Origin of the sequence: Sutcliffiella halmapala, assembly GCF_050107295.1 — a bacterium.
In the GTDB taxonomy this organism is placed as follows: Bacteria; Bacillota; Bacilli; order Bacillales; family Bacillaceae_I; genus Sutcliffiella_A; species Sutcliffiella_A halmapala_A.
In genome coordinates this window covers 16,500-29,678 of record NZ_JBNIKR010000006.1, presented here as the reverse complement: position 1 = coordinate 29,678, position 13,179 = coordinate 16,500, and the positions used below count along the sequence as shown (strand labels likewise).

The 13,179-nt window shown below is 41.6% G+C and carries 15 protein-coding genes; all 15 read right to left on the bottom strand.

Translation table 11 applies throughout. The features are described 5' to 3' along the window. Window positions 1-14 precede the first annotated feature (14 nt). Complete coding sequence (gene flgD, locus ACQCT5_RS11225) at window positions 15-662, bottom strand: flagellar hook assembly protein FlgD (protein WP_499641887.1); 648 nt, start codon at window positions 660-662, stop codon at window positions 15-17. Further along, window positions 659-1,819 (bottom strand): flagellar hook-length control protein FliK, encoded by a 1,161-nt coding sequence (locus ACQCT5_RS11220; protein ID WP_499641885.1) that lies wholly within the window; start codon window positions 1,817-1,819, stop codon window positions 659-661. The genes flgD and ACQCT5_RS11220 overlap by 4 nt, the downstream gene beginning before the upstream one ends. 28 nt (window positions 1,820-1,847) lie before the next feature. Further along, window positions 1,848-2,432: a MotE family protein gene (locus tag ACQCT5_RS11215; protein ID WP_499641883.1), complete on the bottom strand. Its 585-nt coding sequence runs from the start codon at window positions 2,430-2,432 to the stop codon at window positions 1,848-1,850. A gap of 7 nt (window positions 2,433-2,439) precedes the next feature. Then, window positions 2,440-2,889, bottom strand: coding sequence for a flagellar export protein FliJ (gene fliJ / locus ACQCT5_RS11210; protein WP_499641881.1), 450 nt, complete (start codon window positions 2,887-2,889; stop codon window positions 2,440-2,442). A 14-nt stretch (window positions 2,890-2,903) separates the two neighbouring features. Continuing rightward, a complete protein-coding gene (fliI, locus tag ACQCT5_RS11205; protein ID WP_499642362.1) occupies window positions 2,904-4,214 on the bottom strand; it encodes a flagellar protein export ATPase FliI in 1,311 nt (436 codons plus the stop codon). Then, complete coding sequence (fliH, locus tag ACQCT5_RS11200) at window positions 4,183-4,986, bottom strand: flagellar assembly protein FliH (protein ID WP_499641880.1); 804 nt, start codon at window positions 4,984-4,986, stop codon at window positions 4,183-4,185. The genes fliI and fliH overlap by 32 nt, the downstream gene beginning before the upstream one ends. Continuing rightward, the gene (fliG, locus tag ACQCT5_RS11195) at window positions 4,979-5,998 is read right to left on the bottom strand and encodes a flagellar motor switch protein FliG (RefSeq protein ID WP_499641878.1); all 1,020 of its coding nucleotides are present in this window, start codon (window positions 5,996-5,998) and stop codon (window positions 4,979-4,981) included. Before fliG ends, fliH begins: the two co-directional genes overlap by 8 nt. Before the next feature lie 19 nt (window positions 5,999-6,017). Further along, window positions 6,018-7,604 (bottom strand): flagellar basal-body MS-ring/collar protein FliF, encoded by a 1,587-nt coding sequence (gene fliF / locus ACQCT5_RS11190; protein WP_499641876.1) that lies wholly within the window; start codon window positions 7,602-7,604, stop codon window positions 6,018-6,020. A gap of 122 nt (window positions 7,605-7,726) precedes the next feature. Beyond that, on the bottom strand, window positions 7,727-7,993 hold the full coding sequence (gene fliE, locus ACQCT5_RS11185; protein WP_499642361.1) for a flagellar hook-basal body complex protein FliE: 267 nt from the start codon (window positions 7,991-7,993) through the stop codon (window positions 7,727-7,729). 46 nt (window positions 7,994-8,039) lie between these two features. After that, window positions 8,040-8,492 (bottom strand): flagellar basal body rod protein FlgC, encoded by a 453-nt coding sequence (flgC, locus tag ACQCT5_RS11180; RefSeq protein ID WP_417900562.1) that lies wholly within the window; start codon window positions 8,490-8,492, stop codon window positions 8,040-8,042. Next, complete coding sequence (flgB, locus tag ACQCT5_RS11175) at window positions 8,492-8,881, bottom strand: flagellar basal body rod protein FlgB (RefSeq protein ID WP_499641873.1); 390 nt, start codon at window positions 8,879-8,881, stop codon at window positions 8,492-8,494. The genes flgC and flgB overlap by 1 nt, the downstream gene beginning before the upstream one ends. Window positions 8,882-9,446: 565 nt before the next feature. Continuing rightward, the gene (codY, locus tag ACQCT5_RS11170) at window positions 9,447-10,226 is read right to left on the bottom strand and encodes a GTP-sensing pleiotropic transcriptional regulator CodY (RefSeq protein ID WP_417900563.1); all 780 of its coding nucleotides are present in this window, start codon (window positions 10,224-10,226) and stop codon (window positions 9,447-9,449) included. 25 nt (window positions 10,227-10,251) lie between these two features. Next, a complete protein-coding gene (gene hslU / locus ACQCT5_RS11165; protein WP_499641871.1) occupies window positions 10,252-11,652 on the bottom strand; it encodes an ATP-dependent protease ATPase subunit HslU in 1,401 nt (466 codons plus the stop codon). Window positions 11,653-11,669: 17 nt separating this feature from the next. Next, entirely contained in the window at window positions 11,670-12,212 is a 543-nt protein-coding gene (gene hslV / locus ACQCT5_RS11160) for an ATP-dependent protease subunit HslV (protein ID WP_386637536.1), read from the bottom strand. A gap of 22 nt (window positions 12,213-12,234) precedes the next feature. Next, window positions 12,235-13,140, bottom strand: coding sequence for a tyrosine recombinase XerC (gene xerC, locus ACQCT5_RS11155; RefSeq protein ID WP_499641868.1), 906 nt, complete (start codon window positions 13,138-13,140; stop codon window positions 12,235-12,237). Between the last annotated feature and the right edge of the window lie 39 nt (window positions 13,141-13,179).

Sequence of the window (13,179 nt, the reverse complement as noted above, 5' to 3'; positions counted from 1 at the left end):
TATCTTATCTAAAGTTATTGAGATATTTTCGTTATTGCGTCAAGCGGTATCTTTACATCCTCAAGATTTGGGTCAGAAACGGTCAAATAAGTCTTTCCATCCTTTGATACGACAGAGTTTACAGTAAGATTTTCATAGGTTTTTCCATTGTAAAGAAGTGAAACTTTCTTCTCGATCAAATGGCTGGCTTGTAAAAGGGTCGAACTGTTCTGAATGGAATCATCAGGCTGAGTGACCTTAATCAGCTGCTCCAGGGAGACTTCACTGCCATCACTCGTAATCAGCTTACCGTTCCCTTCATTCATGGATATACTTGTGACATTTCCTGTTTTTGTTTCCACAAATGGCTCTTCATCTACATAGTAGACTTCTTGCCACGTCACTTCCGAACCTAAATACTGCTGCATCGCTAATGCTTGCTGTTTGTTTTGCGATTTGATGAATCCTTCCATGCTTGTGTTGAGATTGGTCATCTGCTCTAAGGATGAGAAGGTGGCCATCTGGGCGATGAACTCCCTATCTTCCATCGGATTCATAGGGTCCTGGTTTTGAAGCTGAGCCATCAGCAACCTCAGGAAGTCGTCTTTCCCCAAAACGTTGTTTTGCTTTTTGCTCTCCACTTGGCGATTTTGAATATATAAATCGGAAGATATACTTGTCATATTCCTTCACTCTCCCGTCCATTTATATCGATTTCCTCTGAAAGAATTTCATCAAAAGATTTTTCGGCAACTTCTTTATCTTTTCTCCCATTTGTAGAAGAATCTTTAAAGGCTTGCTGCTCCTCCTGGTTTTTTCCATGATGGAAAAAGCGCTGTTCCTGCTCCTGGTAGACGACCTCTATCTTATCAACAAGGATATTGGCATTAACTAAGTTCTGTTTAAGCGCGGCTACTCCACTTTCAAGCAGAGACGCGCTTGATTTGGAATGTGCAACCAATTTTGCGACCAACCCATGTTGTGTTTCCTGTAATTTTATATGTAATGTGCCTAGATGTTCAGGGTTCAATCGGATAGTAATCTGTTGATTTCCATTTACAAAGCTCGATTGGCTCTTGGAAAGTATGCCTTCCAATTTCTGAATAAGCTGTTCTCGTGCAACCTGGTTTGATGAAGTATCGACCACCCACTGAATGGTTGCTTGTCTCGGTTGCTGCAGCTGATTGATCGAAAATGGACCGGCTGATACATTCTCTGCTATAAAATGATGGAATGGGAAGCTTTTTACATTGGCAGTGTCTGCTCTTCCTGTATGTTTCTCTGTGACCTGAAATATTTTTGCGAATTTCTTTTCAATCTGAACCATCAGCTCTTTCAAGTCTGCTTGTTGTTTGACATTTTGTGGCTGCGTATTTTCTGATTTCCCTTTCTTCCATTCTTTAATAAAGAGAAGAAGTTTGTTGGTTAGAATCGCCATTTTCTCAAAGGCGTTTTCACCCATGTCTGCTGGAACTGACTGTTGCTGCTGAAGTTTTGTCAATGTCGAAGATAACTCCAAGAATTGATGAATAAGCCCGAAATATTCCTCAGATGAAAGTTCCTCTTCTAAACTATTAAGAAGTGAGAGTTCCAAATGTAAGAGTTCCTCCAAGTCTTCTATGTTTGTAGGAGGATTACTTATTTCTGAATGTAAAGCCAGCTCTTTACCTAAATCGTTAGGTGAAGCAGTAAGCTCTTCCAATAGTGTTGAAATATTTTCCGATAACAGACGATGAAACTCTCCCGATTTGGAAGCTTCTGCCTCCGTTCTTGCAGTGCCCTTCACTTTTAGCGGTTTTGCATGGAGCATTTCCCCCAATTGGCTAGTGCCTAAAAACATCAACTTTCCTCATTCCTTTCACATCGAGCTATTCGTCCTCTGCAAGAAGCTTCGTGAATCTGGCAGCCTGGTCAGGTTCAAGCTGGCCAAGAATACCTGATTTCTTAGATACGCTCAAGTCATTAAGAATGAGCAGCGCCATCTCTTCCTCTAATTCCATGATGATCCCTGCTGCTTTTTTAGTCGACATTCTTTCATAAAGGGCAGCAAGCTCTTTAGTTGAAGATTTCATTTCCTGCTCCTGCGCTTCCAAATCCCTGATTCGATTGTTTGCCTGCTCAAGTTCAGCAACCAGCTTCGTTACCTCACGTTCCTTTTCATTTATCTCTCTTTCAAGCATGATCACTTCTTGATTGGTTTCCGGCTTACTTTCATCCTCTTTAGTTGGAAGAGCTTCCTTCCCATTATCTACAGGCTCTTCATTCTTAGCTGTCTCGTTTGGAATGAATGTTTGGGCAAGATCAAAGACATTGGTACCTTGAAACGTTAAAATGGCCAGCACCACGGTAATCAAAAACAATACAGGGAAAATAAATAAGTATAGGACTTTCTGCAAAAAAGTATAGTTCTTTTGTTCTTCCTCTTGAATCATTTGTTGTTTTTCTTTTTTCATCGCTACTTCACCTATTCGTGTGATGCGTATAGTGAAGGATCGACATCTCATCTATGAACGAGGTCTCAATCCTGTTTTCGTTTTGTTTAATGAAAAGCTTCTGCTTGTCATCAAGCACTTCATATTTTCTGCACTCAATCGATTGTTCCTTTAATTTTTCTTCTTTTAGGTTCATAAAAGCACGGGCATGACTTACTTTCCGTTGCTGATTCAGTACATTCTTTTCCAGATTCCCGATAAAAAACTGCTGCTGCTTCAAATTTTCAATCGGGATGCCATGCTGCAGTCTATCCTGAAGACTACCTTCAAGCTGCTCTTTCCGCTTCAAAAGATCATAAAGCTGTTGCCCCTCGTTTTCAAATTGCGAGATGGCATCCTGGTATTCTGTACTGGCCAGTTCTTTCTCCGCCTTTTTCACAAACAATATCTTTTCCAAGCGTCCTTTTCTAACTTCCATCTGATCCCCCTACTTTACTTCATTAGATCCAAAAGCGCTGTCTTTGTTTGCATAAAGCTCCATTTAGATTCAACATCTTGTTTTAGAAATTGAATAATTGTTGGATATGCTTGAATGGCATCATCAATTTCTCGGGATGTACCACGCTTGTAGGCTCCTATGTTAATCAAGTCTTCCGCTTGATAGTACTTGGAGAGTTTCTCACGCATGTACTCAGCTGCCTGCTTATGCTCCTTGCTCACAATGTTGTTCATCACACGGCTGACACTTTTCAGCACATTGATTGCAGGATATTGCCCTTTATTTGCAAGCTCTCTATCTAAAACAAAATGTCCATCCAAAATACCTCTGACAGTATCTGCAATAGGTTCGTTCATGTCATCCCCATCCACAAGCACCGTGTAAAAGGCGGTAATGGATCCATGTTGATTGGTGCCTGTCCGCTCAAGCAGTTTTGGCAGCATCGAAAAAACGGAAGGGGTATAGCCTTTTGTGGTAGGAGGCTCGCCGATGGCAAGTCCCACTTCCCGCTGAGCCATCGCAAAGCGAGTGACAGAATCCATCATCAGCATCACATTATATCCCGCATCCCTGAAGAACTCTGCAATGGCAGTGGCGGTGTAAGCTCCTTTTATCCTCATTAAAGCGGGCTGATCAGAGGTTGCCACAACGATGATGGAACGCTTTAGACCTTCTGGGCCAAGATCGCGCTCAAGGAAGTCTCTAACTTCCCTGCCGCGCTCCCCGATCAAAGCAATGACATTAATATCGGCAAAAGTGTTTCGGGCTATCATTCCAAGCAAGGTGCTCTTTCCGACTCCGCTCCCGGCGAAAATGCCAATTCTCTGCCCTTTTCCCACTGTCAGAAGACCATCTATAATCTTCACTCCCACTTCCAGTTCTTCCTTGATGGAAGGTCTGGTCATAGGGTTAGGAGGAGCCTGGTCAGTTGGATACGTTCCAAGCCCGATCGGCATTTCAACCGTGGGATCCAGGGGTTTACCCATTGCATCCAATACCATTCCCCGAAGACCCTCTCCAATTTTTATCTCCAAAGGATGATTGGTAGCCTCCACCATACATCCTGGTCCAATATCCTGAATGTCAGTAAAGGGCATCAGAATGACATGCTCATCCCTGAAACCGACAACCTCCGCCTGCACAATTCTTCGCTTCTTACGGTCAATAATGATATTACAAACGTCTCCTATCGAGCTTTCAGGACCTTTGGATTCTATCATCAATCCAATCACTCTTTTTACTTTTCCGTAGCGTTTGTAAGAGTTCATGCCATCAATTTCTTGCAGTAGCTCTTCTAGAATCATCATTATTTGCCTCCGGTTTGACTAATTGCAGCAATTTTTCCTTGATTTCCGTCAGCTGTGTTTGTACTGATACTTCCATCCTTCCAGCAGAAGAATCAATCCAGCATCCGTCTTCCTGTATGTCTGCTTCTGGATAGATTAATAGATCATATTGGCTGTTTAAAATATTTTGCAAATGTTGTTTATTAAGAATGAGATGAGGGTACTGTTTAGTACTTACATAGATTTTCACTTCTTCTTTTTCTTTTACTTCTTTAAGAGCAGTCTGCACCATTTTCATATACGCATCACTGTCTCTCTCAAATTCATGCCCCAGGATTTTTTCAGCTACTTTAATACTGATAGCCATGATGGTTTCGATGGAGCTGTCTACTTTTTTTTGATGTTCCAATTTGCTTAGTTCAACAGCTTGTTTTGCTTGCAGGCACAAGCCTTCATATTCCATTAGCGCCTCTGTTTTACCAGCTTGGAATCCTTGCTCATAGCCCTCTTTAGAAGCCTGATCCATCCACTGCTGCTTTTCTTGTTTCCATTTTTCTTTTTCATGTGCAATGACCTGGAGTGCCCTCTCTTTTTCAGCGGCAGAAGCCTCTATGATACTGGCAGCTTCATCCTTTGCTTCCTGGACCATCTTATTTATATGCTCGATAGAATGTCCAAGGACTGCTGATTGCTCCTCCTCATCCTGTGCAGTAAAAATAGGTGCAACTCTTATTGCTATTCTGTCTTTCTCTTCGATATTGAAAAGGGAGGATTTTATTAACCTAGACAATGATGTCATCTCCTCCGCCGCGAGCGATGACTATTTCCCCTGCTTCCTCGAGCTTTCGGATGATGCCAACAATTCTTGATTGCGCCTCTTCCACATCCTTCAAACGTACCGGCCCCATATATTCCATATCGTCTTTCATCGTTTCTACCATTCTCTTGGACATATTCTTGAAGACTATCTCTTTCACTTCCTCACTGGCTACCTTTAGTGCCAGCATCAGGTCTTCATTTTCCACATCCCGGATCACTCTCTGTATTGCCATGTTGTCCAACGTCACGATATCCTCGAAGACGAACATTCGTTTCTTGATTTCTTCGGCAAGTTCCGGATCCTGTATTTCAAGGGCATCGAGAATGGTTCTTTCCGTACTGCGGTCGACCTGGTTCAACACGTCCACCACCGAGTCAATTCCTCCGGTGTTTGTATAATCCCTTGTAACTGTAGTGGAGAGCTTGCGCTCAAGGATCTGCTCGACCTCGTTGATAATTTCAGGGGATGTACTGTCCATAACTGCAATCCTTTTGGCGATATCCGCTTGAAGCTCCTGCGGAAGTTCCGATAGAATCTGCCCGGATTTGGTAGGCTCCAAATAGGATAATACCAGTGCAATTGTTTGGGGATGCTCATTCTGGATAAAATTTAATATTTGGGATGCATCCGCTTTTCTTGCAAAATCGAACGGTTTCACCTGGAGGGAGGAAGTCAACCTGGTGATTATCGCATTTGCTTGTTCTTTCCCTAATGCTTTCTCAAGAACCGTTTTCGCATAATTTATTCCACCCTGTGAAATATAATCCTGTGCAAGGGCAATTTGGTGGAACTCCTCCAACACATCTTCTTTAATGTGCGAGTCCACTGTTCTTACCCCTGAAATCTCCAATGTAAGCTTTTCTATTTCATCCTCCGAAAGATGCTTATAAACGGAAGCGGATACGTCTGGCCCAAGAGAGATTAATAAAATGGCTGCCTTCTGTTTGTTGCTGAAAGATTTGCTTGTATTCGCTTTCGCCATTTATTGAACCTCCTTATCTTTATTCTGATAACCATGATCTTAATAGTTTTGCAAATTCATCAGGTTTTTCTTTCGCCATTTTTTCCAACTGCTTACGGCGGGCTGAGCCTTCCGATTCTTTTTCGTTATTATTAATATCTGGAATGTTTATCCGTGTGATTTCCTCTTCTATTATCAGTTCTTCCTCTTCTTCCACTTTCTTACGTCTCAATAACAGGAAAATCAAGAGAATGATGATTGCGATCAGCACCCCACCGACCACATACATCCAAATCTGGATGCTGGAACTGGAAGTTTCCTCGAATTGAGCTTTACCATTGAAGGTTTGAACGGATACCACCACTTTATCTTCAATGTCCGCATCCGGATTTTCTGCAAGTGCTTGCTTATCAATGGAAGTTCTAACGATAGTACCTAAAATCTGCCTGATTTCATCAACAGTACCATTTTGCATGGAAAGTGGATCATCAGCAACAGGCGGCTCCACCATTACCTGAATGCCCATATCCCGTATCTTATAAGGGCTTTCCACTATTTCTTTTCTTATCCTGTTTACATCATTATTGATTCTTTCTTCCATTTTTTCGTAATCGCCACTGCCATTCGCCCCACCGGCAATATAAGCAGGAACATCAGCCTCACCCGCACCTGTCACTCCACCAGCTTCCCCTTCAGAACCTGTGTATGTCTCCGTTATTCTTTCGACACTGACAGCAATCCCTTCCATATTGTCAGGATCGACAGGTGTAACAAGGTTTTCTTCCCTGTTTTCTTGTGTATAATCGATATCAGTCGTGACAGACACCACGACCTTGTTTTGTCCCATCATCATGCCCAGCATCTGTTGAACCTGTCGTTGAATATCTCTTTCAATCTCTTTTTTCAATTCCAATTGGCTCGTTACATTCAGAGCACTTCCTGAATTTTGATTATTTGCAAGGTCAAAATACTCAAAATTCTGATTCATGATGACGATATTATCAGTAGAAAGGTTAGCGATACTTTTAGACACCAAATGGTACAAGGCATTTATTTGCGCCTGGTCGAACTGATAGCCAGGTTCTGTATCCAATACGATGGATGCGGAAGCTTCCTGCACCGCGTCACGAACGAACACACCCTCTTGGGGCATAGTGATCATCACTTGTGCATCTTTGACTCCTTCGATGCTTTTGACCAGGTTTGCCAGCTCCGTTTGCATCGCATCGAGCTTCATTATCTGGAATTCATTGTCGGTCATACCAAAACCGGATCTTTCTCCAAAGAAACCATAGTCAATACTGCCGCTTTTAGGGACACCCTCGGCAGCAAGATCCACTTTCAAACCGTCCACTGTTTCCTGTGGCACGAGGATCGCTGTACCGTTTTCTGTTATTTGCGAAGGAATTCCTCTTGTATCAAGCACCTCTTTGATTTGTCCAGTTTCCTGGGGAGTCAAGTCTTTATATAAGGGTGCCATATCGGTTCTTGTCAAAAAGTAAGTGATGGCAGTCAATGCAAGAATTGCAACGACTGCACTCGTAATGATAGCCGTTTTCTGTGTTTTCCCCTTGTTTTTCCAAAAGGTGACTGTTCTATTTTTCATATCAAGTAATTTTTCTTTCATTCTGTCAATTCCCCCGGTTATTATCTTGCAGCAATTTATGCAGTAAATAACCGCATTTATTTGTCTAGTATCTAATCGTTAAATGTTAGAAGGTGTTACTGGCAGATATGGAAATGAATCTATTATACTTGCATTCTCATTATTTCCTGATAAGCTTCAATACCTTTATTTCTTACTTCCATTGTCAATTGAAGGGAGACGCTCGCTTTTTGCTGCGCAATCAGAACATCATGCATCTCCACTCCCTCGTTATTGACAAGCTTTCTTGTCATTTCGTTGGATGCTATTTGAGAATTATTGACTTCGTTTAATGCATCCTTTAAATACCCGGAAAACTGCTGATGCACGTCTCCACTAGTTTTTTTAGTAAAATCGGTAGTTTGCATCATTGGAGCCTGGGTTGAAATTTTTGATATCATTCGTTTTCAGTCCTTCCTATTTCCCAAGTTCAAGTGTTTTCATCATAATGCCCTTTGATGCGTTAAACACTGTAACATTTGCTTCATATGACCTGGAGGCACTCATTAGATCCACCATTTCCTTTAATGGGTCTACATTCGGGAGTTCTACATAACCATCCTCGTTGGCATCTGGGTGCTCGGGATCAAACACGACTCTAAATGGCGCATCATCCTCTTTAATTCTCGTTACCTTCACACCATTGCCAATATTGCTTGAAGAGCCTGAAGCTTTTTGTAGAAAAGATTGAAAGCTACCCTCTTTGGGAGCCGTTTCTACAACCTTCCTTTTATATGGCACCCATTCACCATCTACAAATTTACCCCTCGTAGAATCAACATTTGCCATATTGGAAGAAATGACATCCATCCGCAATCGTTGAGCAGTTAAGGCAGAAGCGGAAATATTCATACTTTTAAACATGGACATTACCCTTTACCTCCTTTTATTACATTCTGCAGCGATTGGAATTTGCCACTAAGTTGATCAATCATGGTATAGTAATAGATTTGATTTTCTGCCAAGTCTGACATTTCCTTATCGATGTCCACATTGTTTCCATTATGCGAGTACGAATGGGATGTATTATTTATGGTAAAAACTTGTTTCGAGGTTCCTGTGAAATCATGATGTCTGCTGTCAGTTTTTTTGGCATTCAACGCATCCTGATATAATTGCCCGAAATTCGGACTTACTTCTTTCCTTTTGTAATTCGGTGTATCCACATTGGCAATATTTTGAGAAATCGCCTTATGTTTCATTCCCGAATATTGGATACCTTTTTCTAGTGCACTAATTGATGTCGAAAAAATTCTCATTATGACCCCCAAAAAAATTATAAAAATGACGAATTATATAAATTTGTCGAAAATTGTATGTATAAATTCATTGTAAATTATGGAACCCCATATGTCTATGTGTCAAATGTTAAAAAAAATCGTCAATTTGACTCATTTTTTGTCGTAGGACTAAAGTCACGACAAAAAACGACAATTATGAAATTTAAGAATAAATGAAAAAAACCACCATTTATTTGGTAGTTTTTTCAGACTGTTGACAAATTTGAAGGAATACGAGGTTGTCTATAGTTTTGGTGCATCAGTATAATTATGCCCGTTGATTTCCGTTCCAGGCACTACGCTTATCCTTTGGCGGTCCGGGAGCCTCCTCGACGCTGCGCTCTGTGGGGTCTTCCTTGTCCCTTCCTCCCGCAGGACAAGAAAGGCTTCGGCAGCGATACATCGCACGAAGAAAATGCGTTAGCATTTTCGAGGAGTCTCCGTGCCCTCCACTCCAATCAACTGAGTTTTCTAAACTCGGGCATTCCAAACGCGTTTTATCACAAAACAAAAAACCTACCATTTTTAGGTAGGTTTTTTTCTATTAGTGAGACTTTAATTTAGATAATTCCATAAGGAACTTATCATTTAATACTTTGATGTACGTTCCTTTCATTCCTAAAGAACGAGATTCGATTACTCCGGCACTTTCAAGCTTACGTAGTGCATTTACAATTACAGATCTTGTAATACCGACACGGTCAGCGATTTTACTTGCTACAAGTAAACCTTCTTTACCATCCAGTTCTTCAAAAATGTGTTCGATTGCTTCAAGCTCACTGTATGAAAGGGAACTGATGGCCATCTGTACCACAGCTTTACTTCTTGCTTCCTCTTCAATCTCTTCTGATTTCTCACGAAGAATTTCCATACCTACCACTGTTGCACCGTACTCAGCCATGATGAGGTCGTCATCAGAGAAAGGCTCCTGCAGGCGGGCAAGGATAAGCGTTCCTAAACGCTCACCACCACCGATAATTGGCACAATCGTAGTTAAACCTGATTGAAATAGATCCTTGTTTTCAACAGGGAATGCTGTATATTCGCTCTCAACATCCAGGTTGGATGAAGTTTCCGAGATGTTGAATAGGTTCTTTGTATATTCTTCAGGGAATTGACGATCTTCCAACATTTTGATCATTCTCTCGTTTTCAATCTGCTGGTTAATGGAATAACCAAGCAGCTTTCCTCGACGGCTAAGGACGAACACATTTGCTTCAATCACATTGCAAAGTGTTTCGGACATTTCCTTGAAATTTACTGGTTTACCTGCCGCTTTTTGCAGCATTGCATTGATTGTTCTTGTTTTTTGTAATAATGCCATAACTATTTCCTCCTAAAATCTACTTCTATAATATAAATTGGCTTAAATCTTTATTTTTTACGATGGTTCCTAATTTTTCATCCACATACTGTGGGGTGATCACTATTTTCTCCAGATTTATATCCGGTGCTTCAAAAGATAAATCCTCCAACAGCTTTTCTAGAATGGTATGCAAACGGCGCGCCCCAATGTTATCAGTATCCTGATTCACTTGGAATGCAACTTCAGCTATCTTACGAATAGCATCGTCAGAAAATTCAACTTGTATACCTTCTGTTTCCAATAATGCTATGTACTGCTTTATTAAAGCATTATCCGGCTCGATCAGAATCCTTACAAAATCTTCAACAGAAAGCTTGGTAAGCTCCACGCGGATCGGAAAACGTCCCTGCAGTTCAGGTATTAGATCTGACGGCTTCGCCATATGGAACGCTCCTGCCGAAATGAAGAGTACATGATCTGTTTTCACTTGGCCGTATTTGGTAACAACCGTTGAGCCTTCTACGATCGGAAGGATATCACGTTGCACCCCTTCACGTGAAACATCTGCAGATGAACCAGTGTTCTTTTTGGCAATTTTATCGATCTCATCGATGAAAATGATGCCGCTTTGCTCCGCACGTGTTACTGCATCCTGCGTAACCTCATCCATATCAATAAGCTTGTGCGCTTCTTCATTTGTCAGAACCGGTCTTGCTTCCGCAACTGTCAGCTTCCGTTTCTTCTTTTTCTTCGGCATCAGGTTGCTTAATGCATCCTGCATGTTCATGCCCATTTGTTCCATACCCGAACCCTGAAGCATATCAAACATCGAGCCTTGCTGTTCTTCGACTTCGATCGTGATATACCTGTCTTCCAGTTCACCCAAAGCAAGCTTATGTGCCATTCTTTTTCTCTGTTCCTGAATGGACACTTCCTCTTGTTTGGATTGTTCTTCCGGATCGGGGTTCTGGGCATTTCCGCCAAAAATCATTTCAAAAGGATTTTTATAGGAAGAATTCTTCTGTTTTCCCGGTACGAGAAGTTCTACAATGCGTTTATTTGCATTTTCGAGTGCTTTCTCTTTCACCTTGATCATTTTCTCTTCTTTAACTAGCCGCACAGACGTCTCAACAAGGTCCCGAACCATTGATTCCACATCTCTGCCCACATATCCGACCTCTGTGAATTTTGTCGCTTCCACCTTGATGAATGGAGCACCAACAAGCTTCGCTATTCTTCTTGCTATCTCTGTTTTACCTACACCTGTAGGACCAATCATCAGGATGTTCTTTGGTACAACTTCATCCCGCAATGATCCTTTAAGCAAATTACGTCGGTACCGGTTTCTTAGCGCCACAGCTACGGCTTTTTTTGCATTTGTCTGCCCTACAATATATTGATCCAGCATTTCCACTATTTGCCGAGGGGTCAATTTTGTACTCATCTCTACAACCGCCTTTTCTATAGTTCTTCTACAATGATATTGTCATTCGTATAAACACAAATTTCGCCAGCCATATCCAAAGCCGCCTTCGCAATTTCCCTGGCAGTCATATGCTCGCCTGCATAACGTTTTAACGCACGGCCTGCAGCAAGGGCATAATTTCCGCCGGAACCGATAGCCAGAATACCATCATCCGGTTCGATTACTTCACCAGTACCAGCTATAAGAAGAAGACTTGTTTCATCCATGACGATCAACATTGCTTCGAGTCTTCTGAGGACTTTATCGCTTCGCCAATCCTTTGCAAGTTCGACTGCCGCCCTCTGCAAATTCCCATTATATTCTTCCAGTTTCCCTTCAAAAAGTTCATATAAAGTAAACGCATCCGCTACAGAACCGGCAAAACCCGCAAGAATCTTTCCGTTGAAAAGTCTTCGGACCTTCCTTGCAGAGTGTTTCATCACAACAGCATTTCCAAATGTAACTTGGCCGTCACCTGACATTGCCGATTGGCCATTATGCTTGACGGCAAATATCGTGGTGGCATGAAAAGAAGACATGGGGATTCCTCCTATTTGATCCTCAGGCTCGAGGATGAAATTGATTGTATGTTTGTTGAAGACGATCTTTCGTCACATGCGTATAGAGCTGAGTGGATGAAAGGCTGGAATGACCAAGGAGCTCTTGAACCACTCTCAGATCTGCCCCTTCATTTAACATATGAGTTGCAAATGTATGACGCAAAACATGGGGGCTAATATGTAGGGTCGTGCTGGTTTTTTTCACCATCTCATTCAATACAACCCTTACACCACGAGGGGTGAGCGGGCCTCCGCGGAAATTCAGGAATAGTGTCTTTGAATGAGGCTGTTTTCCCTTGGAGAGCAATTCCTTTCGCCCATTTTCCATATAATGCTCCAGGGCCTCTTGTGCATAGCTTCCAAAAGGAACATACCTTTGCTTATTCCCTTTTCCGGTTACAAGAATGGTCCCGAGGCTGAAATCAATATCCTGCAGCTGCAGCTGGCAGCACTCGCTGATACGAATGCCTGTCGCATAAAGCAACTCCAAAAGAAGTTGATTTCTTTGACCAAGGGCCGTATCAAGATCAGATACCGCAAACAATTTTTCTAATTCTTCATTATACAGAAATTGCGGCAGGCGTTTTTCCTGCTTGGGCAGGGAAACGATCGTGAACGGATTAACGCTTAATTGTTCTTCCCGGATCAAATATTTAAAGAAGCTTCGCAGGCTTGAAGTTTTTCTCGCAACCGATCTTCTGGCATATTTTTTCTTATGCAGCTTGGTCAGATACAATCGTGCTTCAATATGGGTGATATCACTTATGCTAGTCAGCGCTTCTTCTTTCATAAATTCAAAAAAATCTTCAATATCCTTTTGATAATACACAATAGTATATTTTGAATAGTTTTTCTCAATCTGTAAATATTCTAAAAAAGAAATTAACGGAATCTTAACATTTTGCATATTATTTATCACCTCACAAGGGCTACTAAATATTATCAC